We start from the raw sequence: 25,927 nt of genomic DNA, 5'->3' as shown, positions 1-25,927 counted from the left end.
CCTGTACCCTCGGGCGCTCCAGGCGCCAGTAGTCAAACTTGAGGAGTTCTGGACCCAGTGACATCCCTGCCCTCGGTCACACCCGCTCAGCTCTCCGAGCTCTCCCGCTGCGCGGCGGTCTTTCTGCCGTCGGATCCGCCACGAGCCGGCCGGGTCGCCTTCTGGCGTCCTGACGGCGAGCCCATGGAGGACGTGAGCGGGGGCGCGTCGGCTGCTGAGCAGTTGAGCGTGGCCTTGCCGGACGAGGACGGTGGGATCTCGGTGTGCGAGGTCCCGGCTCTGGTGGTGCCTGTTGCCGACGCCGTGCCCGTGCTCACGCGTGCGCGAGCCGCTCGGGGCGCCCATCCGGCGGCCGCCTTCTGGGGAGCCACGGCCGTACTGGCGCTGCAGCTCGCCGCGCGCGGCCGGCTACTGCCCGGCGTGAGCCCCGCCGGGTATGACGCCTGGCGGCTGGGTCCGCTCGACCCCGCGGACATCGAGCGGTTGCGTGATCTGGCCGCCGCGATGCCGCCGTACGCGCACGCCACCCCGCTTCCGGACACCGACCCGGTGGAGCTGCCGGACCCCGAGCGGCAGGTGCGGGCCTTCCTCGACGCGGTGGCGGACGGGCTGCCGCGCTCCCCCGCCGCGGCGTTGGCCACCGGTGCGCCGGCCTTCGCGGTGTCCGCCCCGCAGCACATCCCCGAGCAGCGCGCCTGGGCCGCGGACGTCGCCGCGGGGCATGACGCGGGGGTGCGGATCTCGCTGCGGGTGGAGGTTCGCGGAGCGGAGGGGCTGGGTGGGGCGGATGGGCCGCAGAGCCTCGGCCTGCACGACGAGGTCGGTACCGCCGGCGTGGCCGACCGTATCGCCGATGAGGCCCGTACCACCGACGACGCCCATGCGGTCGGCGCGGGTCGTACCGCCGACTCCACTGGTACCGCCGACTACGCCCGTACCGTCGACGTGACCCCCGCCGGCTCATCCCTCACCTTCGTCACCGTCCTCCAGTTGCACAGCCTCACCGATCCGACGCTGGTCGCGGATGCCGCCGACGTGTGGGCGGGGGCCTCGGCGGCGGGGCGGGCGTTCGGGCCGCGGGCTCGGATGGACACGCTGCTCACGTTGCGGCGTGCGGCCGACGCGTGGGCGCCGCTCACTCCGTTGTTGTCGGCGGCCGTGCCGGGTGCGCTGGAGCTCGCCGACGAGGAGGTTGCCGAGCTGCTCGGGCCGGCGTCGCGTGCGCTGGCCGCCGCGGGGGTGCAGGTCCACTGGCCGAAGGAGCTGGCGCGGACGCTGACCAGCCGGGCCGTGGTGGGGCCGGCCGATGCGGTGGACGGCGACGGGGCGGGCGGGATGTCGGGGAGGGGGTCCGGGGCGCCTTCGCTGTTGTCCGCGGATGCGTTGCTTTCGTTCAGTTGGCGATTCGCGGTGGGCGGTCAGGACGTCGGCAAGGCGGAGCTGGACCGGCTTGCCGAGGCCGGGCGGCCGCTGGTGCGGCTGCACGACCAGTGGGTACTGATCGATCCGGAGGCGGTACGGGCCGCCCGGGACCGCCGGGACCGTAAGGTCACGCCGCTCGACGCGCTGGGCGCCGCGCTCACCGGGACCGCCGAGGACGAGGACGGCGGCCGGGTGGAGGTGCAGGCCTCCGGCTGGCTGGCCGGGCTGCGTGACCGACTCGCCGATCCGGAGGGCGCCGACGCCGTATCCGTCGGGCAGCCGACGGCGCTCACCGCGACACTGCGGGACTACCAGTTGCGCGGGCTGGGGTGGCTGCACCGGATGACGTCGCTGGGGCTGGGTGCCTGTCTCGCCGACGATATGGGGCTGGGGAAGACGATCACGCTGATTTCGCTGCATCTGCATCGGCAGGGTGATCGCGAGTCCGCCGGTCCCACGCTTGTCGTGTGCCCCACCTCTCTCATGGGCAACTGGCAGCGGGAGATCGAGAAGTTCGCGCCGGGCACGCCGGTGCGCCGCTTTCATGCCGGGCGGCGCAGTCTGGCGGATCTGACGGACGGCGAGTTCGTCCTCACCACGTACGGAACGATGCGGCTCGATGCCCAGAAGCTGGCGGAGGCGGGCTGGGGGCTGGTCGTCGCGGACGAGGCGCAGCACATCAAGAATCCTTTCTCCGCGACCGCCAAGGCGCTGCGGTCCATCCCGGCCAAGGCCCGGGTGGCGCTGACCGGTACCCCGGTGGAGAACAATCTGTCGGAGCTGTGGGCGATCCTGGACTGGACGACGCCCGGACTGCTGGGGCCGCTGGGCCGGTTCCGTACGCGCTATGCGCAGGCCATCGAGGGTGGTGTGGCGGCGTCCCCCGAGGCGGGCGCGGTGGCCGAGCGGCTGGCCCGGCTGGTGCGGCCGTTCCTGCTGCGCCGCCGTAAGTCCGATCCGGGGATCGCGCCGGAGCTGCCGCCCAAGACGGAGACCGACCGTGCGGTGGCGCTGACGAAGGAACAGGCCGGGCTGTACGAGGCCGTGGTGCGCGAGGGGCTCGACGAGATCGCCGGGACGGACGGGTTCGCCCGCCGCGGGCTGGTGGTCAAACTGCTCACCTCGCTCAAGCAGATCTGTAACCACCCGGCGCAGTATCTGAGGGAGCAGGTGGCGGAGGGCGGGCCGACGGCGGGAGCGGCGCGGTTCTCCGGGCGTTCGGGGAAGGTCGAGCTGCTGGACGAGCTGCTGGACACCATCCTCGCCGAAGGCGCGAGCGTGCTGGTGTTCACGCAGTATGTGCAGATGGCGCGGCTGTTGGAGGCCCATCTGGCGGCGCGCGGGGTGCCCACGCAGTTCCTGCACGGCGGGACGCCGGTGGCCCGCCGGGAGGAGATGGTGCAGCGGTTCCAGGACGGTGCGGCGCCCGTGTTCCTGCTGTCACTGAAGGCGGCGGGTACGGGGCTGAACCTCACTCGGGCGGCACATGTCGTGCACTTCGACCGCTGGTGGAATCCGGCGGTCGAAGCACAGGCCACGGACCGTGCGTACCGCATCGGCCAGACCCAGCCGGTGCAGGTCCACCGCATCATCACGGAGGGCACGATCGAGGACCGGATCGCCGAAATGCTCTCCCGTAAGCAGCAGTTGGCCGATGCGGTACTGGGTTCCGCAGAGGGCGAGGCCGCGCTGACCGAACTCACCGACGCCGAGCTGACAGACCTGGTCGCACTGCGAGGGAGCGAGCGATGAACACACCCGAGGAAGCGGAATCCATGGATCAGGGCGCGACCGGCCCCGAGCGGACGTTCGCCGCGCTGCCGGGGGCGCGCGGCCGTGCCTTTGCGCGGAGTTGGTGGGGGCAGGCCTGGCTCAAGGCGCTGGAGGACACCGTGCTGGACGGCGAGCAGGTGAAACTGGGCCGGCGGCATGCGCGGGCCGGTGCGGTCGGCGCGGTGTCGGTGCGCCCCGGCCGGATCACCGCGGTCGTCCAGGATCGCGACCATACGCGGCACCGTTCCGATGTGCTGTTGCAGCAGTTGGGCGAGGCGGACTGGGACCGTTTGCTGGACCTGATCGCGGATCGGGCCGGGCATATCGCGGCGCTGCTGGACCGTGACATGCCGCCGGTGCTCGTCGAGGACGCGGCCGCGGCGGGGATCGAACTGCTGCCGGGCATCGGCGACTTGGAGTCGGAGTGCAGCTGCGGGGCGTGGGATCACTGCGCGCACTCGACCGCACTGTGCTACCAGGTGGCGCGCTTGCTGGACCAGGATCCGTTCGTACTGCTGCTGTTGCGTGGCCGGGGTGAGCAGGAGCTGCTGGACGAGTTGCAGGCGCGCAGCGCGGCGCGGGCGGAGCTGCCGGCGGACGGGGACGCGGGGGCGGAGCGGCCCGGGGCGGGCGTACCGGCCGCCGAGGCGTACGCGGCGCGCGACATCCTGCCGCCGCTGCCCGCGCCACCGCCGCCGGTCGCCACACCGGGCGCCGCCCCGGTGCTCGGTGGCGGCACCCCGCCCGCGCCCGGAGTGGAGGTGGCCGCGCTGGAGTTTCTGATCGGTGATGCGGCGGCGCGCGCCCAGCGGCTGCTGGCGAACGCGCTCTCCACCTGGCATCCGGACAATCCGCCGCCGCCGGCGCTGACGCCCGCGCAGGATGCGGTACGGCTGGCGGCGGCCGGCCCCGGGGCGGAGATATCGGCGCGGCTGGCGGCCGGTTCGGGGCGCGAGGCGCGGGGCCTTGCGCAGGCCGTACGAGCCTGGGAGCTGGGCGGGACGGCCGGGCTCGCGGTTCTGGAGGAGGAGTGGACACCGGAGCCGGAGGCGCTGGCGCGGGCGAACGACCGGCTCGCGGCGGCCTGGGAGGACGGCGAGACCCGGCCGCGGCTGCGCGCCACCCGCAACCGCTGGACGGTGGTCGGCGGCGATGCCCAGGTGCGCTACGGGCGGGACGGGCGCTGGTGGCCGTATCGCAAGGAAGGCGGACAGTGGGTGCCGGCGGGCCCGGCCACGGATGATCCGGCGGGCGCGCTCGCGGGGTTGTCGGCGGAGGGGTGAGCGGCTAGGGGCGAGGAGGTGAGGGCGGTGGGGGCGGGTCAGGCGCCGGTCGCTCCCGCCGTCCGGTGTGCGGCCGCTCGCCGTACGAGGACCTCGCACCGGGTGGCCACGCAGGAGTTCGGTGGTGTGGAAGTCCGGCGGCAGACTCTCGCCGCGGCGGTGCCGGATCCGGTGCCGCCGGGAGGCGTCGCGGGACCCGCCCGGCTCAATCCTCCCCATCCGGCTGCGCCGCGCCGCCGCTCATGATTCGCTGAACCGATCCCCCACCGCCAGGCAAGTCGCCCGCAGCAGGAGGACCAGTGACCGGTACTTCGCAGCACGCGCCGCACCACACGTCGTACGCACGGCCGCCGCGGACCGCCGACGAGACGGACAGCGCCTCGCGCCACCCGGGCGACCCGGGCCACCAGGACCGTCAGGACCGGATTCCCCCGTATTACGAAGACCGCTCGCCGGGCAGCGGGGCACTGCCGCCCCGCGCCTGGTACGCGCGATCGGATGCCGACCGGCTCTCGTTGCACGGCACCTGGCGGTTCCGGCTCTCCGCGAGCGCCACCGCCGAGGACGACGCCTTCGCCCGGCCGGACTTCGACGATGCGCAGTGGCAGGATCTGCGGGTACCCGGCCACTGGGCGCTCAAGGGACGCTTTGATTCCGAAGGCTCGTACGAGGGCGAAGGCGGCGCGCGGCGGAGCGGGGCGCCCGCGTACACCAACACCGCCTACCCCTTTCCGGTCGATCCGCCGCGGGTGCCGGACGAGAATCCGACCGGCGACCACCGGCATGTCTTCGATCTGCCCGAGGGGTGGGGGGAGGGGCCGGCGGTGCTGCACTTCGGCGGGGTGGAGTCGTGCGCCCGGGTCTGGCTCAACGGGCAGGAACTGGGGCACTTCAAGGGCAGCCGGCTGCCGCACGAGTTCGAGGTCGGGCATCTGCTGCGGCCGCACCGCAATGTGCTGGCGGTGCGGGTCCATCAGTGGTCGTCGGGCAGCTATCTGGAGGACCAGGACCAGTGGTGGCTGCCCGGCGTCTTCCGGGACGTCTCGGTCCATCGGCGTCCCGAGGGCTCGGTCGTCGACCACTTCGTCCACGCGGGGTTCGATCACGTCACGGGGCAGGGCACACTGCGCGTGGAGTGCGAGCCGGGCGGGCGGGTGACCGTACCGGCGCTCGGCCTCGATCTGGCGACCGGTGAGAGCGCGACGGTGCCGGTGCACCCCTGGACGGCGGAGCGGCCGCACCTCTACGACGGGGAACTGGCCACCGCCGGCGAGCGGATCCCGCTGCGGATCGGATTCCGTACGGTCCGCGTCGAGGACGGACTGCTGAAGGTCAACGGCCGCCGGATCCTGCTGCGCGGCGTCAACCGCCATGAGTTCCACCCGCGCTACGGGCGCACCATCGGCCCCGAGACGATGCGCCGCGATCTGCTGCTGATGAAGCGGCACAACATCAACGCGGTGCGCACCAGCCACTATCCGCCGCACCCCGCCTTCCTCGATCTGTGTGACGAGCTGGGCCTGTGGGTCATCGACGAATGCGATCTGGAGACGCACGGGTTCGCCCAGCAGGGCTGGCGGGACAATCCGGTCGACGACGAGCGCTGGGAGCCGGCGCTGCTCGACCGGGCCCGCCGGATGGTCGAGCGGGACAAGAACCACCCCGCCATCGTGCTGTGGTCGCTGGGCAATGAGTGCGGCACGGGCCGCGGGCTGTCCGCGATGGCCGCCTGGATGCGCGAGCGCGACCCGTCCCGCCCGCTGCACTACGAGGGCGACCGCAGCTGCGCCGACACCGACGTCTACTCCCGGATGTATGCCGATCACGCGGAGGTGGAGCGCATCGGGCAGCGCGCCGAGGAGCCACTGTCCGATCCGGTGCTGGACGCCCGGCGGCGTGAACTTCCGTTCATTCTCTGTGAGTACGCACATGCGATGGGCAACGGGCCGGGCGGGCTGAGCGAGTACCAGCGGCTGTTCGAGTCGTATGAGCGCTGCCAGGGCGGTTTCGTGTGGGAGTGGATCGATCACGGGCTGCGGCAGCTGACGCCCGACGGTGAGGTGTTCCATGCGTACGGCGGGGACTTCGGCGAGGAGCTGCACGACGGGAACTTCGTCTGCGACGGGCTGGTCTTTCCCGACCGGGTGCCCTCCCCGGGCCTGCTGGAGTTCAAGAAGGTCATCGAGCCGGTGCGGATCGAGGCCGAGACCGACGACGACGGCGCTGCGAGCGCGGTCCGGATCACGAATCTGTACGACTTCGCCGACCTCGGGCATCTCGGCTTCCACTGGAGGTACGAGGTGGCGGGTGAGGGGCGGGGGCACGGATGGCTGGAGGTGCCGGCGCTGGCGCCCGGTGAGTCGGCCGTGCTGAAACTGCCGACGGTGTCGCCCGGGGAGGGCGACGACGGGGAGGCGATCTGGACGGTCCGGGCCGTATTGGGCGAGGACACCGCATGGGCGCCGGCCGGGCACGAGGTCGCCTGGGGCCAGCTGCCGGCCGCGCCGCGCCCCGCCGTCTCTCCCCCGGCGGCCACCGCGGCACCGCGTCGCGGTGAGGGCAATGTGATCGTTCTCGGCCCGGGGACCTTCGACGCGAGCACGGGGGCGCTCGGCTATCTGGACGGCGTACAGATCGGCGGCCCCCGTCTGGACGTCTGGCGGGCGCCGACCGACAACGACGAGGCCGCGCCCTGGCAGCCGGAACCGCGGCCGGCCACCGAATGGCGGCGGCTCGGGCTCCATCGGATGCGGCACCGCGTCGACGCCGTCGAGACCGGACCGGACGCCCTGGTGGTACGGACCCGGGTCGCGCCGGCCGGCTCACCGCTGGCGCTGCACACGGTCTACCGCTGGACAGCCCAACGGGACGTACTGCGGCTGGAGCTGACCGTCGCCCCGGAGGGCGACTGGCCGGGGCCGCTGCCACGGCTCGGGGTGCGGATGTCGGTGTGCGGCAGTCTGGGGTGTGTGGAGTGGTTCGGCGGCGGCCCCGGCGAGGGCTATCCGGACACCCGGGCCGCGGCGCGCGTCGGCCGCTGGTCGATGCCGGTGGACGCGCTGCAGACGCCGTATGTCCGGCCGCAGGAGAACGGCGCGCGGCCCGGCGTGCGCTGGGCGCAGCTGACCCGTGCGGACGGCTCGGGTATGCGGATCGAGGGCGATCCGGACTTCTTCCTCACCGCCCGCCGGTGGTCGGCCGAGGAGCTGACCGCGGCCCGGCACACCACGGATCTGCGGCCCGGCGAGGACCTGTGGCTGCATCTCGACCATGCGCAGCACGGCATCGGCAGCCAGTCGTGCGGGCCGGGAGTGCTGCCGCAGCACCGGTTGGAGGTGGCGCCGGCGCGGTTCTCGTTCGTGTTCTCGTCGCTGCGCTGAACGTCTCTGGACGGCGGCGTGCCGAGCGCCGTGCCGGGCGGGCCCGCGGGGTGCCGACCAGGGGCGTTGTCACTGGCCGGGGCTACGATCCGAGGTGAGGAAAGGCGCGAGGAATCGCGAGGAACACCCCCTGGACGGCAACGCGTCCGGCAGCGCACCGAAAGGCTTTGCACCATGGTCAGCACGTCCCCGCCGCTCGCCGAGGCCCTCGCCACGGGGCCGGTCGTCCTCGACGGCGGGCTGTCCAATCAGCTGGAGGCCGCCGGGCACGACCTGAGCGATGCGCTGTGGTCGGCCCGGCTGCTGGCCGAGGAGCCGGAGGCCGTGGTGCGGGCGCATCTGGCGTACTACGAGGCCGGGGCGCAGGTGGCGATCACCTCCAGCTACCAGGCGACGTTCGAGGGGTTCGCGCGCCGCGGCATCGGCGCCGAGCAGGCCGCGACGCTGCTCGCCCGGAGTGTGGAGCTGGCCCGCGAGGCGGCCGGGCGGGCGGCGGCGGGCGGGGTCGCAGGGCCGTTGTACGTCGCCGCGTCGGCGGGCCCGTACGGGGCGATGCTGGCGGACGGTTCCGAATACCGCGGCCGCTACGGCCTGTCGGTGGCGGAGCTGGAGCGGTTCCACCGGCCGCGGCTGGAGGTGCTGACCGCGGCGCGGCCCGATGTGCTGGCGCTGGAGACCGTGCCGGACACCGATGAGGCGCGGGCGCTGCTGCGGGCGGTGCGGGGGCTCGGTGTGCCGGCCTATCTGTCGTACAGCATCGCGGGGGAGCGCACCCGTGCCGGGCAGCCGCTGGAGGAGGCGTTCGCCCTGGCGGCGGACGTGGACGAGGTGATCGCGGTCGGGGTGAACTGCTGTGCGCCGGACGATGCGGACCGGGCGGTGCGGCTCGCGGCCCGGGTCACCGGCAAGCCGGTGGTGGTCTACCCCAACAGCGGGGAGAGCTGGGACGCCGAGGCCCGGGCCTGGTGCGGCAGCCCGGCGTTCGGCACGGACCGGGTCGCCGGATGGGCGGCCGACGGCGCCCGGCTCATCGGCGGCTGCTGCCGGGTGGGCCCGGACGTGATCGCCGAGCTGGCGGCCGGCCTGGGCGGCTGAAGCGGCGCCCCGGGCCTGGACGCGGGCCGAAGGCGTTACACAGACGCAACCCACGCGGCGGCGACAGAACCCCTGGTCGATGGCAGTATCAGGCCAACTCGCAGCACGCCAGGATTGGTCGATCTTCACCCCGCTCTGGAGGGCCCGTGTCCGCTCGCTCCGCGTTGCCTGTCATAGCCGTTGCCGCGGCCGTCGCCGTGCTGGCGGGGTGTACCAGCACCAAATCCGACGGGAAGAAGGGCTCCGGCGGTGAGGAGCTGATCTCCTCCGGCACGCTCAAGACCTGCACCCACCTTCCGTACGCGCCGTTCCAGGTGAAGAAGGACGGCAAGATCGTCGGATTCGATGTGGATCTGGTGGACCTGGTCGCCAAGGATCTGGGCGTCAAGCAGGAGATCGTCAATACCCCCTTCGAAGGCATCGAGACGGGTCAGGACTTCAATATCCGCAAATGTGACCTGGCCGCCGCCGGCATGACGATCACGCCCGCGCGGGACAAGGTGATGGACTTCTCCGACCCCTATTTCAATGCCACCCAGGCACTGTTGACGAAGCAGGGCAAGCCCTTCAAGAAGGTCGAGGACCTCAAGGGCAAGAAGCTGGGCTATCAGAAGGCCACCACCGGCGGGATCTACGCCAAGGAGCACGGCAAGGGCGTCGAGCTGGTGGAGTTCGAGGATCTGGGGCTGCTGCTGACCGCCGTGAAGTCCGGCCAGGTCGACGCCGGCATCAATGACAACGGTGTGCTCTTCGACTATGTGAAGCAGAACCCGGACACCAAGGTGACCGCGGAATTCAATACCGGTGAGCACTACGGCATCGGCGTACGCACCGGCAATGACGCACTGCGCAAGAAGATCAACGCGGTCATCAAGAAGGCCAAATCCGACGGAAGTTACGACCGGATCTACAAGAAGTGGTTCGGCACCACTCCGCAGAGCTGAGGCCGGTCCTGATGCCGCTTTCCAAAAGACGGCGCGCGCGGCTGGTCCGCGGCGTGCAGTACGGCGTCCTGGTTGCCGCCGTGGTGGTGTTCGCGCTGGTCGCCGACTGGCACCAGCTGCGGATGGCGTTCTTCGACATCGAGGTCGCCAAGGCGCTGTTCCCCGACATCATCACCACGGCGCTGGTCAATACCGTCCTCTACACCCTGCTCGGATTCGGGTTCGGTCTCGCCCTCGGGCTGGTGCTGGCGCTGATGCGGCTGTCATCGGTGCCGCCGTACCGCTGGATCGCCGTCACCTATATCGAGTTCTTCCGCGGGATCCCGGCGCTGCTGGTGTTCATCGCGCTCGGCTTCGGTGTGCCGCTGGCCTTCGAGGTGGCGCTCGATATGAACGTCACGGTGATGCTGTCGCTCGGTCTGGTGGGCGCGGCGTACATGGCCGAGACCATTCGGGCCGGTATTCAGGCCGTGCCCAAGGGGCAGACGGAGGCGGCGCGTTCGCTGGGTATGTCGCACGGGCGGGCGATGGTCTCGATCGTCATCCCGCAGGCGTTCCGTATCGTGCTGCCGCCGCTCACCAATGAATTGATCCTGCTGACCAAGGATTCCTCGCTGGTGTATCTGCTGGGTCTCTCGCTCACCCAGTTCGAGCTGGCCAACTTCGGTCGGGACGCGCTCAATGAACACAAGAGTCTGACCCCGATCCTGATCGCCGGACTGCTCTATCTCGTGATCACCCTCCCGCTCGGCCAGCTGGTCCGGCGGCTGGAAGCGCGTACGGCGAAGGCCAGGTGACCCGCATGACAACGGACCGGACCGCAGCGGCCTCCGACGACACCAAGGCCATCGATGTGCAGGGGCTGCGCAAGTCGTTCGGCGAGCTGGAGGTGTTGCGCGGCATCGACTTCTCGGTGGCGCGCGGTGAGGTGGTGTGTGTCATCGGGCCCTCGGGGTCCGGGAAGTCGACGCTGCTGCGCTGTGTGAATCTGCTGGAGGAGCCGAGCGCGGGCCGGGTCACGGTGGCCGGCACCGAGGTCACCGACCCGGACGTGGACATCGATCTGGTCCGCCGCCGGATCGGCATGGTCTTCCAGTCCTTCAACCTCTTTCCGCATCTGACCGCGCTGGAGAATCTGACGATCGCTCAGCGACGGGTGCTGCACCGCGATCGCTCCGAGGCGGAGCGGATCGCCCGCGCCAACCTTGAACGGGTCGGGCTGAGCGACAAGGCGTCCGCCTACCCGGCGCAGTTGTCGGGCGGACAGCAGCAGCGGGTGGCCATCGCCCGCGCGCTGTCCATGGACCCCGAGCTGATGCTCTTCGACGAGCCGACCTCGGCACTGGACCCGGAGCTGGTCGGTGATGTGCTGGCGGTGATGCGCGGGCTGGCGCAGGACGGTATGACGATGCTGGTCGTCACGCACGAGATGAGCTTCGCGCGGGAGGTCGCCGACCGGGTGGTGTTCATGGACGGCGGGGTGATCGTCGAGGAGGGCACTCCGGAGCGGGTGGTGGGCGCCCCCCAGCACGAGCGGACCAGGACATTCCTGGCCCGGGTGCTGGATCCGGCGGCCGCCGAGGTGAGCGAGGTCGCGGACACCGGCGCGGCGGGCTAGGGCTGTCCGATGGGTCAACGCCGCGGGTCCGGCCATGACCCATCGGACAGGCCCTGGAGCATGCCGTACGGCAGGAATCTTCGTGGGGCGCCGCTGTCAGTGCCGGCCGGTACGTTGTGAGCGATCTGTGGCCGGCCGACGAGAAGGCACCATGACGCACCTCCCGAGACCTTCGACCGAAGCGATACTCGATGCCCTGCCGGGCCTCGCGCCTTTTGCACGCGAGGCTGTCGTGCTGCACCCCGAGCGGGGGGAGCCGAGCCCGAGGGACAGTTCGATCGGCGGACCGCTGCTGTGGCCGAAAGACGAGCCGTGGCCGTTGTGCTCCTTGCCCGACGAGACGAACCCCGAGGGCCTGCCCGCCACGGCAATGGTGCCGGTCGCCCAGATCTTCGAGCGTGACGTGCCGGGGCCCTGGTGGCCCGCCGACACCGACCTCCTGCAAGTGCTGTGGTGCCCCAACGAACACTGGGATCCCCCCGCTCAACAGGCCGATGTCAGCCCGGTCGTCGAGGTGCGCCGGCGTCGAGCCGCCGACGTGGACGGCTGCTTGGTGGCCCCTCCGTCGCCTTCACGGCACTCGGAGGACGGTTATCTGCCCCAGGCGTGCACGTTCACGGGTGAGCCACTGACCGATTTCCCCTTCCGCGAGGAACTTCCCCCGGAGCTCCGGCCGGCCTTGGAGGAGCTGGTGCGCACGACCGGCGACGGCGGCGACGTGATCACCCGTGTCGCGGGATGGAAGCTCGGCGGATGGCCGACCTGGCACCTGACGCATCCGATGGTGCTGCGTTGCCGCACGTGCGACACGGAGATGACGCTGCTGTTCACCGTGGCCAGCGACGCCGTGACGGAGGTCATCGTAGGGCGGTGGGGCGACCTGCGGATCTTCGCTTGCCCCGTCGACCACCGTCATCCCTTCGAGGTGGATCTGCACTGAGTCGACAGGGCTCGCCCTCGCGGAACGATCACCGGACGGGAGCCGGGGCGTCGGCCGCCGATCGGCCGCAGTTCACCCGCTGTTGGGGCGACCGGGCAACGCTGGCAAGGCTGTGTTCCCCGCGTCCGCCCTGGAGGTTCGATGTCCCTACGTCAGCTGCGCCGTCCGCTCATAGCGGCGCTGCCGCTCGCGGTGCTCGCCACGGCCGTGGTGCCGGGCCGGGCCAGTGCCCAGGCCGGTCCGCCGCCGGCCGTGGTCACCGGGTCCGCGCGACTGCCGGCGATCCCGCTGGGCGAGTTCAGCAATGCGCTGCTGCCGGGCAGCGTCGGCAATGACCGCGGGGTGAAGCTGGGCGGCATCGGCAGTGATGTCTTCCCGGCCGGGCGGGCCGGCGAGTTCTGGACGGTCACCGACCGCGGGCCCAACGGCCAGATCAAGGTGGACGGCAGCAAGCGGCGGACGTTCCCGGTGCCGGGCTTCGACCCGGCCCTGGTGAAGATCAAGGTGCGCGGCGACCGGATCACCGTTCTGGACGCGCGGCCGATCACCACCCGCTCCGGCAAGGCCGTCACCGGGCTGCCGAATCAGCGGAGCCGGGACGAGGCGCCGTACACCTTCGATGCCGGGCAGCCGCTGTCGTACGACCCCAACGGCCTGGACACCGAGGGCGTGGTGCGGGCCGCCGACGGCAGTTTCTGGCTGGCCGACGAGTACGGCCCGTCATTGGTGCATGTGTCGGCGTCCGGCCGGGTGCTGGCCCGTCATGTCCCCCGGGGGCTGCATCTGACCGGCACCGACTACCCGGTCGTCGAATCGCTGCCCGGTCTACTGCAAAAGCGCAAGACGAACCGGGGTTTCGAGGGGCTGGCGCTGCTGCCGGACGGCGATCTGGTGGCGGCCGTGCAGAGTCCGCTGTCCCACCCGGACACCGCGGCCGGTGCGGGGGCACCTCCCATGTCCCCGGGGCATGAGGGAGAGTCCCGTACGGTCCGGTTGCTGCGCTTCTCACCCGGCAAGGGCGCGGTGACCGCCGAGTACGCGTACCGCTTCGACCCGGTCGGCGAGGTCGATCCGGGCGAGGACGACACCTCCGAGCTGAAGATCTCCTCGGTGGTGGCGGTGGGCCGCGACCGGCTGCTGGTCGAGGAGCGCACCGACAAGGCCGCCCGGCTGCACCGGGTGGAGCTGGCACAGCGCTGGGACATTCTCGGCTCGCGCTGGGACGATCCGGCGACCAGCCCGTCCCTGGAGCAGTCCGGCGGCCGTGCGCCGGTGCTGCCCAAGCGGCTGGTCGTCGATCTGCGCGGGGTCAAGGGCATACCGGAGAAGATCGAGGGCATCGCGGTCAGCGGGCGGCGCACCCTCACGCTCGTCAACGACAACGACTTCGGCATGACGGACGGCCCTGACGCGTTCGACGATCAGGGCCGTCTCGTGGACAGCGGGGTGCCGACGACGGTGGTGACCGTGCGGCTCAGGACAGCGGCTTGGTGAGCTTCTTGGTGCCGGTGCGGTTGCCCATCAGACTGCAGCTGACGGACTTGATGCCGAGCTTGTAGCCGTTGAGGCTGGGGTACTGGACGTAGGTGCCCTCGGCGGTGCCGGCGGGCTGCCGGGCCGCCTTGCTCTCCAGCTCGTTGCGGCAGAGCGACGACGCCTTGTTCTTGATGCCGGTTTCGGTGGTGAGACCGGCATCGAGGCGGTGGGTCGTGACGACCTCCGCATCGTGCGGTCCGTTGCAGGAGGCGGAGTCGTTGTTGCCGCCGCCGCCCGCCGGGAGGTCGTAGCAGTCGCCGACCTTCAGCAGGTAGAAGGGGATCTTGCCATCGGCGGGCGACGGCATGGTGCTCTCGAAGTCACTGCTGTTGGCCGAATCGGAGGGCGAGGGGTCGTCGGAGGGCGTCGCGGACGCGGACGCGGACGGGGTGGCGCTGGTGCTCGAACTGGACGTATGAGCACGGTTGTTGGTCTTGTCGCCGCTGTTGGCCAGCACGACGACGGTGATGACGGCGGCCAGTGCGACCACGCCGCCGCCGATGATCGCGGCGATGACCTTACCGTTGCCGCCGCCGTTGGGCGGGCCGGGCGGCTGCTGCCAACCGCCGGGGCCCGCCGGGCCTCCCGGCCCCGGGGGGCCGTAGCCGCCCGCGGGCGGGCCGTAGCCGCCGGGGGGCTGGTTACCGCCCGGGGGCGGGCCGTACCCGCCCTGGCCCTGGCCCTGTCCGTAGCCACCGGCCGGCGGGCCGAAGCCGCCGGGGTTGTCGTTGGGCGGCTGGTTCGGCTGATGCGGCGGCGGAGGCGGAGGGAAACTCATGGCGGAAATGATCGCTTCTTTACTGGGTTTTGAGGGACTCGGTGACCAAGCTGGAACAATTCGCGTCTGAAATGTCCACCCTGTGGGCACCGTTGGCGACAGGCAGCAAACCACCCTACGGCCCGGAGGTTTTGCGTGTTCACCGACCTACCCCTGGACGAGCTGCGCACCTACCGCCCGCCGCTTCCCGAGCCGGCCGGGTTCGACGCATTCTGGCAACGCACCCTCGACGAGGCCCGCACCCATGACCTCGACGCCCGCTTCACCGAAGTCGATGCCGGGCTCGCCCTGCTGCGCTGCGACGATGTGACGTTCTCCGGTTTCGGCGGGCACCGTATCCGCGGCTGGTTCCTGATCCCGCGGACGGCCGCCGGGCCGCTGCCGTGCGTGGTGCAGTACCTCGGTTACGGCGGCGGCCGGCTGCTGCCGCACGACTGGCTGCTGTGGCCGTCCGCGGGGTACGCCACGCTCGTCATGGACACCCGCGGGCAGAGCGGCCCCAACCGGCCCGGTGACACCCCCGATCCGGCCGGCTACGGCAACCCGGGTGTACCGGGCAAGATGACCCAGGGTCTGCTCGATCCCGACGACTACTACTACCGGCGGCTGTTCACCGACGCGGTACGGGCCGTGGAGGCGGCCCGCGCGCACCACGAGGTGGACGCCGGGCGGATCGTGGTCGCCGGCGGCAGCCAGGGCGGCGCCCTCGCCCTGGCGATGGCCGGGCTGGTCCCGGGGCTGGCGGGCGCGCTGATCGATGTGCCGTTCCTGACGCATGTCCGGCGCGCGGTCGAGATCACGGACATGGGCCCGTACGGCGAGCTCGCCCGCTACTTCGCGGGCGCGCGCGGCCATATCGACACCGCCCTGCACACCCTGGACCACTTCGACGGCCTGAACTTCGCGGTCCGGGCCACCGCCCCGGCGCTCTTCGGCACCGCGCTGCGCGACGAGGTGGTGCCGCCGTCCACCGGCTTCGCCGCGTACCACCACTACGCGGGCGAGAAGGAGCTGAAGGTGTGGCGGTTCAACGCCCATGAGGGAGGCGGGGGCGAGCAGCGGGCCGCCGAGCTGCAATTCCTGCGCAAGCTGCTCGGCTGACGGGCGCGCCGGCCAGGCGCTCAGACCGTCCCCAGCAAGTGCTCCAGCGCCAGCTGATCCAGATGCTCGAAGGCCATCCCCCGGCCGGCCGCTGCCTCGGCGTCGAAGGCTTCGTAGGCGGTGGCGTCGGCGAGCAGGCCGGCCAGGCCGTCCTCGGCGGTGGGGCGGGCCAGTTGGTCCAGGCGCGCGGCGTGCAGCGCGTCCTGGACGGCGGGGTCGGCGCGGAAGGCCGCCGCCCGCTCCTTGAGGATCAGGTAGTTGCGCATACAGCCGGCCGCCGAGGCCCAGACGCCGTCCAGGTCCTCGGTGCGCGGCGGCTTGAAGTCGAAGTGCCGCGGTCCGTCGTAGCCGGCCGTCTCCAGCAGGTCGACGAGCCAGAAGGCGGACCGCAGATCGCCCGCGCCGAAGCGGAGGTCCTGGTCGTACTTGATCCCGCTCTGGCCGTTGAGGTCGATATGGAAGAGCTTGCCCGCCCACAGGGCCTGGGCGATGCCGTGCGGGAAGTTCAGCCCGGCCATCTGCTCGTGTCCGACCTCGGGGTTGACGCCGTAGAGCTCGGGGCGCTCCAGCCGTTCGATGAAAGCCAGGGCGTGGCCCACGGTGGGCAGCAGGATGTCGCCGCGCGGCTCGTTGGGCTTGGGCTCGATGGCGAACCGCAGGTCGTAGCCCTGCTCGACGACGTACTGGCCGAGCAGGTCGAACGCCTCCTTCATACGGTCCAGCGCGGCCCGTACGTCCTTGGCGGCGCCGGACTCCGCGCCTTCCCGCCCGCCCCACGCCACATAGGTGCGGGCGCCCAGCTCGGCGGCGAGATCGATGTTGCGGAGCGTCTTGCGCAGCGCGAAGCGGCGGATGTCGCGGTCGTTGGCGGTGAAGGCGCCGTCCTTGAAGACGGGGTGGGTGAAGAGGTTGGTGGTCGCCATCGGGACGATCATGCCGGTGGCGTCCAACGCCTGCCGGAAGCGTTTGACGGCCGCCTCGCGCTCGATGGCCCCGCAGCCGAACGGGATCAGATCGTCGTCGTGGAAGGTGACGCCGTACGCGCCGAGATCGGCGAGGCGGTGGACGGATTCGACGGGGTCCAGGGCGCGACGGGTGGCGTCCCCGAAGGGGTCACGGCCCTGCCAGCCGACGGTCCACAAGCCGAAGCTGAACTTGTCCTCGGGCACGGGCTGATACCTCACGGCGACTCCCTCGGTCATTTCGTCAACGCGCTTTACAAATTCCGCCGCGGCCAAACTAATATGCGGCAGCACACCGGGGAACCCCCTGGACCAAGACCATGGAATACGGGCCGCCAAGGGAGAGTGCACGATGGGCGCACAGTCAGCGGGACCGCTCGTCGTCGGCGTGGACAGCTCGACGCAGTCCACCAAGACGCTGGTCGTGGACGCGGAGACCGGTGTGGTCGTCGCCCGCGGCCAGGCACCGCACACGGTCAGCGGCGGGGAGGGCAAGGAGAGCGACCCCGGGCAGTGGTGGCGGGCGCTGGGCGAGGCGCTGGCGCAGTGCGGCGACGCGGCACGGCAGGCCTCCGCGCTGTCCGTCGGCGGGCAGCAGCACGGGCTGGTCGCCCTGGACGCGGCCGGTGAGCCGGTGCGCCCCGCGATGCTGTGGAACGACGTACGCCCGGCGCCGCAGAGTGAGCGGCTGATCGCGGAGCTCGGCGGCGCAGAGGCCTGGGCGGACCGGGTCGGGAGCGTGCCGGGGCCGGCGTTCACGGTGGCCAAGTGGGCCTGGCTGCGGGCGAACGAGCCGGCCGCGGCCGCCGCCACCGCCGCGGTGCGGCTGCCGCACGACTACCTCACCCAGCGGCTGACCGGCGAGGCCGTCACCGATCGCGGCGATGCGTCGGGGACCGGCTGGTGGGCGTCCTCGACCGAGTCCTACGACCTTGAGATCCTGGAGCGCGTGGGACTGTCCGCCGGGGCGCTGCCGCGGGTGGCGCTCCCCGGGGAGGCGGCCGGGACCGTACACGCCGATGACCTGCCACTGCCGCGCGGCGCGTTGGTGGCCGCCGGCACCGGCGACAACATGGCGGCGGCGCTCGGTCTGGGCCTGCGCCCCGGGCAGCCGGTGCTGAGCCTGGGCACCTCGGGGACGGTCTACGCGGTCTCCACGCACCGGCCCGCCGATCCGACCGGCACCGTCGCGGGCTTCGCCGACGCCCGCGGCGACTGGCTGCCGCTGGCCTGCACCCTGAACTGCACGCTCGCCGTGGACCGGGTGGCGGCGCTGCTGGGGCGCGACCGGGAGGCCGTGGAGGCGGGTGGCAGTGTGGTGATGCTGCCGTTCCTCGACGGTGAGCGGACGCCGAATCTGCCCGGCGCTTCGGGCCTGGTGCACGGGCTGCGGCACGGGACCACGGCCGGCCAGCTGCTCCAGGCCGCCTACGACGGCGCGGTGTTCGCGCTGCTGGAGGCCCTGGACCGGGTGCTGGACAAGGACGCCGCGGCCGATGCGCCGCTGCTGCTGATCGGCGGTGGCGCGAGGGGCCGGGCATGGCGGGACACCGTGCGCCGGCTGTCCGGCCGCCCGGTGGTGGTGCCCGAGGCGCAGGAGCTGGTGGCGCTCGGCGCGGCGGCGCAGGCGGCCGGGCTGCTGTTGGGCGAGGATCCGGCGGCGGTGGCGCGCCGTTGGGGTACGGCCCGTGGCGCGGAGTACGAGGCACAGGAGCGCGACGGGGCCGCCTGGGACCGGATCGCCACGACGCTCGCCGACAGCGGGGCGCTGCTGCGGCGGTGACCGCGGCGGCCGCAGCCGTGGACCGCAAGGGACGTCGAAGGGATCTCGACGTCCGCCACCACCCCGAGGAGATCTTGTGACCGCTTCCGGCGGCGACACCCAGCACGGCATCCGCCGGCGCAATCTGGCCCGGGTGCTGCGGACCGTGGCCGCGCAGGGGCCGGTGTCGCGGCCGGCGGTCGCGGCACGGATCGGGCTGACCCGGGCGGGGGTGGCCCCGCTCGTCGACGAGCTGCTGCGGGCCGGGCTGCTGGTCGAGACGGGGCGGGCGGCGCCCAGCGGCCGGGGCAGGCCGGGCAGCGAACTGGCGATCAGCGACCACGGCCCGGCGGGGATCGGGGCGGAGATAGGCGTCGATCATCTGGCGGTGTGCGCGGTCGATCTGCGGGGGCGGATCCGGGCCCGGGCGGCGACCGATGCGGTGAACCGGCACAGCGATCCGGGTCCGGTGCTGCGGCGGCTGTCCGCACTGCTCGCGGAGGTGACGGCCGAGATCGCCGCCGAGGGGCTGTGGCCGGCCGGGCTGGCGGTCGCCGTGCCCGGCCTGGTGGCCCGTGGCACGACGACCGTGGTGCACGCCCCCAACCTCGGCTGGCGGGCGGCCGATCTCGCGCCGGGGCTGGCCTCGGTGACGGCTCCGGGCCGCGATGTGCGCGGGATCCCGCTCACCGTGGAGAACGAGGCCAATCTGGGCGCGCTGGCCGAACTGCGGCTGGGCGGCGACGGCAAGGGCGACGGCGACGGCCGACCGGGCCCGCCGCCGGACTTCGTACATGTCTCGGCCGAGATCGGGATCGGTGCCGCGGTCGTCGTGGACGGTCAACTACTGCGAGGGGCACGGGGGTTCGCGGGCGAGCTGGGGCATGTGCCGGTGTATCCGGACGGCCACCCGTGCGACTGCGGCGGCCGTGGCTGTCTGGAGCAGTACGCGGGCGAACGGGCGGTGCTGCGCGCGGGCGGGCTCACCCCCGAGCGGTCGGCGGCCGCGCATCCGGGGCCTGGCGCCCGTATCGCGTTGCTCGCGCGGCGGGCCGCCGACGGGGACGCGCCCACCGTGCGTGCGCTGCACGAGGCGGGGACGGCGCTCGGGATCGCGCTCGCGGGGGCGGTGAATCTGCTCGATCCGCGGGCGGTGGTACTCGGGGGTGCGCTGGCCGGGCTGGCGCCCTGGATTCTGCCGTCCCTGGAGCGGGAGTTGGCGCTGCGGACGGCCGTTGCGGCCGATCCCGGGCGGGCCGGCGGACCGTTGGTGACGGTGTCCCGGCTGGGCGCCGACGGACCGCTGCTCGGGGCGGCGCATGCGGCGCTCCAGGCCGTCCTGGACGATCCTTTCGCTTCCTTCGCCTCGGCACACTCTCCCCGGAGCTGAACCCGCTAAACCTTTCCATGGAAAGAGATTTCCATGCCACCCCATCGAGCGATTGTGCCGATAAAAACAGCACCACTATCTTCGGCTCGGCGGGCTGCCACGGAACTTTTTGAATAAGTTCCGGCGGTTCGTGTCGCACCCTTCGAAGAGACAGGTGGCATTGTGACCATTGCCGACGAAACGCTGCCCGGCAGTGCGGAAGACGCCCAGAATTCCAGCCTGAGTACCACCGCCGCACGGAATTTGGCGACCACCACCAAAACCCCGCCGCAGATGCAGGGCATCACGTCCCGTTGGCTGCTGCGTTTGCTGCCCTGGGTGCAGGTTTCCGGTGGCACATATCGCGTCAACCGCCGGCTCACGCACACCATCGGCGATGGCCGTATCGAATTCGATATCAGCGGATCCGATGTGTCGATCATCCCCGGCGAGCTGCGTGAGCTGCCGGCCCTCCAGGATTTCACCGACCCCGAGGTACTCGCGGCGCTCGGCGGACGGTTCACCCAGCACGCATACGCACCCGGCGAGCTGATCGCCGAGGCCGGCACACCGGGCGACCGGCTGGTGCTGATCGCGCACGGCCGGGTGGACCGTATCGGCACCGGCAAATACGACGACGAGACGGTGCTCGAGGCGCTGGCCGGCGGCGACCACCTCGGCGACGAGCCGCTCACCACGGCCGACGCGACCTGGCCGTTCAGCTATCGCGCGGTGACCCGGGTGACCGTCATGGCGCTGTCCCGGCAGGCCGCCCAGGAGATCATCGACCGCTCCCCCGGGCTGCGCGAGCATCTGGCGTCGGCCGGCCGGGGCACCACCCGGCCGACGAACGACAGCGGGGAGTCGGCGGTCTCGGTCGCCTCCGGCCACCACGGCGAGCCGTCCCTCCCGGGCACCTTCGTCGACTACGAACCGGCGCCGCGGGAGTACGAACTCAGCGTCGCCCAGACGGTGCTGCGCACCCACAGCCGGGTCGGCGACCTCTACAGCGACCCGATGAACCAGGTCGAGGAGCAGCTGAAGCTCACGGTCCAGGCGCTGCGTGAGCGCCAGGAGCACGAGATGATCAACAACCCGGAGTTCGGGCTGCTGCACAACGCCGACCTCAAGCAGCGCATCCACACCCGTACCGGCCCGCCCACCCCCGACGACCTCGACGACCTGCTGGCGACCGTCTGGAAGAACCCGGGCTTTCTGCTCGCGCACCCGAAGGCCATCGCCGCGATCGGCCGGGAATGCAGTGCCCGTGGGCTGTATCCGACCGCGGTGGATTTCATGGGGCATTCGCTACCGTCGTGGCGCGGGGTGCCGATCTTCCCGTGCAACAAGATTCCGGTGACGGAGGAGCGGACGAGTTCCATTCTGCTGCTGCGGACCGGCGAGGAACAGCAGGGCGTGGTCGGTCTGCACCAGACCGGAATTCCCGACGAATATGAGCCGGGCCTCTCAGTGCGCTATATGGGCATCGATGAGCGGGCGGTCCTCAAGTATCTCGTCAGCGCCTACTATTCGGCGGCCATTCTCGTGCCCGATGCGCTGGGCGTTCTCGAAGACGTGCAAGTCGGCCATTGATCGACGCGCGCATGGAAGAAGCGCGCTCCAAGGGCGGGCTCATTCCCCCGCCCTGACACACCGGCAGCACGCAGACATCACGCGCAGAACGCACAGCACGCAGTTCGCAGATCGCAGAACGCAGTTCGCAGATCGCAGTTCGCAGTTCGCAGAACGCAGAACGCAGAACGCAGAACGCGCAGCACCGACAGAACAGGTGAGCCTTCTTCATGACCACATCGGTGGATCCGACGTCCGGCCCGCAGTCCTCCGGGATCGAGCAGAACCGTTCCAGCCTGGACACCGCGGCAGCCCGCAATCTGGCGACCACGACCAAGACCGTGCCGCAGATGCAGGGGATCTCCTCCCGCTGGCTGCTACGCATCCTGCCCTGGACGCAGGTCTCCGGCGGTACGTACCGCGTCAACCGACGGCTCACGTACACCGTCGGCGACGGCCGGGTGGAGTTCGCCACCACCGGCACCGAAGTCCGGGTGATTCCCGAGGAGTTGCGCGAGCTGGCGCCGCTGCGCGGCTATGCCGACGCCTCGACGCTGGAGGCGCTGGCGGACCGCTTCGTCCAGCAGGAGTTCGCACCCGGTGATGTGCTGGCCCGGGCGGGCGGGACGACGGACCGGGTCATCCTGATCGCGCACGGCAAGCTGGACCGGATCGGCACCGGCAAGTACGGCGACGAGACGGTCCTGGGAGTGCTGGCCGACGGTGACGCCCTCGGCGAGCCCGCGCTGCTGGCGCCGGACGCGGAGTGGGAGCACTCCGTACGGGCGGTGACCCGGGTGACCGCGCTGACGCTGTACCGCAGCGAATTCGAAGAGGTGCTGGGCCGCTCGGAGTCGCTGCGTGCGCATCTCGACGAGTTCCGTGCGGCGCTGGCACCGGCGCGGAACAAGCACGGTGAGGCGGCCATCGAGCTGGCCGCGGGCCATGTCGGCGAGCCGGCGCTGCCGGGCACCTTCGCCGACTACGAGCTGACGCCGCGCGAGTACGAACTCAGCGTCGCGCAGACCGTGTTGAAGGTCCACTCGCGGGTCGCCGACCTCTACAACGACCCGATGAACCAGCTGGACCAGCAGCTGCGGCTGACCGTGGAGGCGCTGCGTGAGCGCCAGGAACACGAGATGGTCAACAACCGCGCATTCGGACTGCTGCACAACGCCGACCTCAAGCAGCGCATCCACACCCGCAACGGGCCGCCCACCCCCGACGACCTGGACGAGCTGCTCTCCCGGCGCCGTAAGACCCAGTTCCTGCTGGCGCATCCGCGCACCATCGCGGCCATCGGACGGGAGTGGAACGCCCGCGGCATCTATCCCTCCACCGCGGAGGTCGAGGGCACGGCGGTCCGCAGCTGGCGGGGCATTCCGCTACTGCCCTGCAACAAGATCCCGATCAATCCGGACCAGACCAGCTCGATTCTGGCGCTGCGGGTCGGCGAGGAGAACCAGGGCGTGATCGGGCTGCACCAGACCGGCATCCCGGACGAGTACCGGCCCGGCCTCTCGGTGCGCTTCATGGGCATCAACGACCAGGCCGTCATCAATTACCTGGTCAGTGCCTACTATTCGGCGGCGGTGCTGGTGCCGGATGCGCTGGGCATCCTGGAGGACGTAGAGATCGGTCACTGAACCGGCGGTGGACCTCCGTCCGGGTGCCGCCCCCGCGATCGGCCGTCAGGGTCGTCGGAGCGGCACCCGGGTGACGACCGATCAGGTATCGCGTCGCTCCTGACCTGCGCCGTTCTGCCTTTGGTCAAGCCATTGACAGAACGGCCATTCCCTTGGCAGGGCGTGCCCTGTTGCGCATGATGAACGCACGGCATGTGCGTGACATGTACGCGACCACCCCTCGGTCCTTGTCAGGAGTTCACATGGAGCCCGACCACCGTCGCCCGGCCCGCCGGCGCCTGCTCACCGGTGCGGCCGCGCTCGCCGCGTCCGCCGCGCTCGTACCCCTCACATCGGCCACCGCCGATGCCACTGCGCGCAGACGGACGCCGGGCGGCAGCGGCTATCCCCCCGTCCACTGGAACCCGGCCAACCCCGCCAACTTCACCACCGCCAACCGTCCGACGCAGTACCCGATCGAGATGGTCGTGGTGCATGTGACACAGGAGACCTACGAGGACACCCTCAGGCTCTTCCGGGACCCCGCGCACAAGGCGGCCGCGCACTATGTCGTCCGGTCCTCCGACGGCTATCTCGCCCAGTGCGTCAAGGAACGGAATGTCGCCTGGCACGCCGGCAACTGGGACTACAACACCCGCAGCATCGGCATCGAGCACGAGGGCTGGATCGATGACCCGACGTGGTTCACGGACGCGCTGTACGAGCAGTCCGCCCGGCTCACCGCCGCCATCTGCGACCGCTACCGGATCCCCAAGGACCGGGAGCACATCATCGGCCATGTGGAGGTCCCCGGCACCGACCACACCGACCCCGGTGAGTACTGGGACTGGGCGCGCTATCTGCAGCTGGTCACCGAGGCTTCCTGGCGAAAGTCCTGGTGAGGCCGGGCGGGGCGTCCGGAGCGGCGCTCAGTGAGCCGTGCGCAGAAAGGTCTCCGAACCCGGCAGATCGTCCGAGTTGAGGTGGTCGACGCCGGCGTCGAGCAGCTGGGTCCACACCGCCTCGCGCGCCGGTCCAGCCATGTCCGGCGTGGCCCAGAAGCGCAGCCGACGCCGCTCGGAGTGCGCCGCCGTCACCAACTGCCGCAGCCACTCCCGCTGTTCGGTAGGCATCGGCCCCACGCCCTGCCGGTCGAACATCTCGGTCCAGGACGCGGAGACCAGCGGGGCGAACGAGGCGGGCGCCGCCGTGCCCAGGTCCTCGGGCCGCCCGCCGTAGAACGCACGGCGCACCCGCTCGGCCTCCATGGGCGCACGCGCCGCGCGGTCACCGGAGACGACGACGGTGTCACGGGCGTCGGCGGGCACGGTCAGGCCCGCGGCCGGCGCGGCGTCCAGCGACACGACGGCCGTTCTGCGGGTGTACAGATTCATGACATCTGCGGGCCATAGTGAACGGGGCATAGTGAACGGGGCATAGTGAACGTCTTCGGTACCTGGGACAGTTGGCGTGACGTCAGGGGGGACCGTGAAGCAGCGATTCGGTCGAGTTCGCGCGGTGCTGACGGTGTTGGTGGCATGCGGTGTACTGGCCGGCGGGATCGCGGACGGGGCGCAGGCCACCGCCGCGGGTGCCCCCACCCTCCGCCGCTTCGATGCCGTCCCGGTGGCACCCGGTGTGGCGTACGGCGAATTCCGGATGACGGTGCCGCGCGGCATCGTGCACGGGCATCTGCTGACGGTGGATCTGGCCGATCCCCGGGTGTCGGTGGATCTGCTGTATCCGGGGGCGGTGGGTGCGCGGGCTCCGGTGTCCCAACTGGCCGCGGAGCGCGGCGTGGTGGGGGCCGTCAACGGTGACTTCTTCAATATCACCGAGACTCAGCACCCGGGTGTGGAGGCGACCGGCGCCTCGGTGGGACCGGCGGTGGCCTCGGGGCGGCAGTTGAAGGGCGCGGTGCCCGACGGTCAGCGGTTCGGACCGGTGATGCCGCCCGGCGCGTCCACCGAGGACGTCATCGGGGTCGGCTACAACCGCCGGGCGCGGCTGGACCGGCTCACGCTGCGCGGTGCGGTGCTGGCCGGCGAGGGGGCGCTGCCGCTGCGCGGGCTGAACCAGTACGCGCTGCCGGTGGACGGCGTCGGGGCGTACACCGCGCAGTGGGGTCCGGTGTCCCGGGTGCGCGCCATCTGCGGTACGGACACCGACCGGGCGGCGCCGTGCAGCACGGACACCGCGGAGGTGACGGTCCGGCACGGCCGGGTGACCGCGCTCCAGGACCTGCCGGGAGCGGGCGGGGTGGCCGCGGGGAGCGTGGTGCTGGTGGGCCGCGAGAAGGGGGCGCGGCAGCTGCGCAAGCTGCATATCGGTGAGCCGGTGAATGTCGGCCATCGTCTGTTCGGCCGGGGCCCGGGGCCGCTGCGGTTCGCGGTGGGCGGCTTCCCGATCGTGCGGGACGCCGAGCCGGTGGCCGGCCTGGACACCGTCGCGGTGGCGGTGCGTACGTCCGCGGGGATCGGGGCCGGCGGCCGGGTGCTGTATCTGATGGCGCTGGACGGTGCGCCGGGCCAGGGACAGACCGGTCTGACGGTGCGTGAACTGGCGGATGTGATGGCCCAGTTGGGCGCACACGAGGCGATGAATCTGGACGGCGGAGGGTCCTCGACACTGGTCACCGGCGAGGGGTACGGCCACGAGGTGACGGTACGCAACCATCCGTCGGGCGGGGCGGAGCGGCCGGTGGCGAACGCGATCGGGGTCTTTTCCCTCGGGTGAGCGGGCCGGGCCCTGCCGGTGCCGAGCGGCC

18 protein-coding genes and 1 pseudogene are annotated in these 25,927 nt (G+C 71.6%); 16 read left to right on the top strand and 3 right to left on the bottom strand.

Annotation, left to right across the window (positions count from 1 at the left end; translation table 11 throughout):
* Nucleotides 1-57: 57 nt before the first annotated feature.
* The 9 genes from KI385_RS37560 to KI385_RS37520 all read left to right on the top strand — a co-directional run bounded on the left by KI385_RS37560 (nt 58) and on the right by KI385_RS37520 (nt 13,949).
* Nucleotides 58-3,174 (top strand): DEAD/DEAH box helicase, encoded by a 3,117-nt coding sequence (locus KI385_RS37560; protein WP_238576496.1) that lies wholly within the window; start codon nt 58-60, stop codon nt 3,172-3,174.
* Nucleotides 3,171-4,478, top strand: a complete 1,308-nt coding sequence (locus tag KI385_RS37555) for an SWIM zinc finger family protein (protein ID WP_238576495.1) — start codon at nt 3,171-3,173, stop codon at nt 4,476-4,478. The genes KI385_RS37560 and KI385_RS37555 overlap by 4 nt, the downstream gene beginning before the upstream one ends.
* Nucleotides 4,479-4,777: 299 nt before the next feature.
* Nucleotides 4,778-7,858, top strand: coding sequence for a glycoside hydrolase family 2 TIM barrel-domain containing protein (locus KI385_RS37550; RefSeq protein ID WP_238576494.1), 3,081 nt, complete (start codon nt 4,778-4,780; stop codon nt 7,856-7,858).
* A 174-nt stretch (nt 7,859-8,032) separates the two neighbouring features.
* Complete coding sequence (gene mmuM / locus KI385_RS37545) at nt 8,033-8,953, top strand: homocysteine S-methyltransferase (RefSeq protein WP_238576493.1); 921 nt, start codon at nt 8,033-8,035, stop codon at nt 8,951-8,953.
* A gap of 146 nt (nt 8,954-9,099) precedes the next feature.
* Nucleotides 9,100-9,897, top strand: coding sequence for an ABC transporter substrate-binding protein (locus tag KI385_RS37540; protein ID WP_238576492.1), 798 nt, complete (start codon nt 9,100-9,102; stop codon nt 9,895-9,897).
* A gap of 11 nt (nt 9,898-9,908) precedes the next feature.
* Entirely contained in the window at nt 9,909-10,694 is a 786-nt protein-coding gene (locus KI385_RS37535; protein WP_238576491.1) for an amino acid ABC transporter permease, read from the top strand.
* Between the two features lie 5 nt (nt 10,695-10,699).
* On the top strand, nt 10,700-11,515 hold the full coding sequence (locus KI385_RS37530; RefSeq protein ID WP_238576490.1) for an amino acid ABC transporter ATP-binding protein: 816 nt from the start codon (nt 10,700-10,702) through the stop codon (nt 11,513-11,515).
* Nucleotides 11,516-11,597: 82 nt separating this feature from the next.
* A complete protein-coding gene (locus tag KI385_RS37525; protein WP_238576489.1) occupies nt 11,598-12,455 on the top strand; it encodes a YwqG family protein in 858 nt (285 codons plus the stop codon).
* Nucleotides 12,456-12,596: 141 nt separating this feature from the next.
* Nucleotides 12,597-13,949 carry an esterase-like activity of phytase family protein gene (locus tag KI385_RS37520; RefSeq protein WP_238576488.1) on the top strand — a complete coding sequence of 451 codons (1,353 nt, stop codon included), beginning with the start codon at nt 12,597-12,599 and terminating at the stop codon, nt 13,947-13,949.
* On the opposite strand, the gene KI385_RS37515 is transcribed toward KI385_RS37520, so the two are convergent.
* The gene (locus KI385_RS37515; RefSeq protein ID WP_238576487.1) at nt 13,930-14,769 is read right to left on the bottom strand and encodes a hypothetical protein; all 840 of its coding nucleotides are present in this window, start codon (nt 14,767-14,769) and stop codon (nt 13,930-13,932) included. The genes KI385_RS37520 and KI385_RS37515 overlap by 20 nt on opposite strands.
* Before the next feature lie 135 nt (nt 14,770-14,904).
* On the opposite strand from KI385_RS37515, the gene KI385_RS37510 reads away from it, so the two are divergent.
* Complete coding sequence (locus KI385_RS37510; protein WP_238576486.1) at nt 14,905-15,870, top strand: acetylxylan esterase; 966 nt, start codon at nt 14,905-14,907, stop codon at nt 15,868-15,870.
* Between the two features lie 20 nt (nt 15,871-15,890).
* Here the strand turns inward: KI385_RS37510 and xylA are convergent, their stop codons facing one another.
* A complete protein-coding gene (gene xylA, locus KI385_RS37505) occupies nt 15,891-17,054 on the bottom strand; it encodes a xylose isomerase (protein WP_238576485.1) in 1,164 nt (387 codons plus the stop codon).
* Between the two features lie 130 nt (nt 17,055-17,184).
* Here xylA and xylB point away from each other — a divergent pair, with 130 nt between their 5' ends.
* From xylB to KI385_RS37480, 5 genes are all read left to right on the top strand, one after another.
* Nucleotides 17,185-18,615: a xylulokinase gene (gene xylB / locus KI385_RS37500; protein WP_238576484.1), complete on the top strand. Its 1,431-nt coding sequence runs from the start codon at nt 17,185-17,187 to the stop codon at nt 18,613-18,615.
* Between the two features lie 76 nt (nt 18,616-18,691).
* Nucleotides 18,692-19,984 carry an ROK family transcriptional regulator gene (locus KI385_RS37495; RefSeq protein ID WP_238576483.1) on the top strand — a complete coding sequence of 431 codons (1,293 nt, stop codon included), beginning with the start codon at nt 18,692-18,694 and terminating at the stop codon, nt 19,982-19,984.
* Nucleotides 19,985-20,143: 159 nt separating this feature from the next.
* Entirely contained in the window at nt 20,144-21,556 is a 1,413-nt protein-coding gene (locus KI385_RS37490; RefSeq protein WP_238578015.1) for a family 2B encapsulin nanocompartment shell protein, read from the top strand.
* Nucleotides 21,557-21,765: 209 nt separating this feature from the next.
* The gene (locus KI385_RS37485; protein ID WP_238576482.1) at nt 21,766-23,181 is read left to right on the top strand and encodes a family 2B encapsulin nanocompartment shell protein; all 1,416 of its coding nucleotides are present in this window, start codon (nt 21,766-21,768) and stop codon (nt 23,179-23,181) included.
* 242 nt (nt 23,182-23,423) lie between these two features.
* Nucleotides 23,424-24,062 carry an N-acetylmuramoyl-L-alanine amidase gene (locus KI385_RS37480; protein ID WP_238576481.1) on the top strand — a complete coding sequence of 213 codons (639 nt, stop codon included), beginning with the start codon at nt 23,424-23,426 and terminating at the stop codon, nt 24,060-24,062.
* 27 nt (nt 24,063-24,089) lie between these two features.
* Here KI385_RS37480 and KI385_RS37475 read toward each other — a convergent pair.
* Nucleotides 24,090-24,467 (bottom strand): annotated as a pseudogene (locus tag KI385_RS37475) (PI-PLC domain-containing protein); the annotation flags it as partial.
* A 181-nt stretch (nt 24,468-24,648) separates the two neighbouring features.
* Here KI385_RS37475 and KI385_RS37470 point away from each other — a divergent pair.
* Complete coding sequence (locus KI385_RS37470) at nt 24,649-25,896, top strand: phosphodiester glycosidase family protein (RefSeq protein WP_238576480.1); 1,248 nt, start codon at nt 24,649-24,651, stop codon at nt 25,894-25,896.
* Nucleotides 25,897-25,927 lie beyond the last annotated feature (31 nt).

Origin of the sequence: Streptomyces inhibens, from assembly GCF_022221585.1 — a bacterium.
GTDB classification, from domain to species: domain Bacteria; phylum Actinomycetota; class Actinomycetes; order Streptomycetales; family Streptomycetaceae; genus Streptomyces; species Streptomyces inhibens.
The sequence above is the reverse complement of the archived record's forward strand: the minus strand, read 5'-3'. Positions and strand labels throughout refer to the sequence as shown.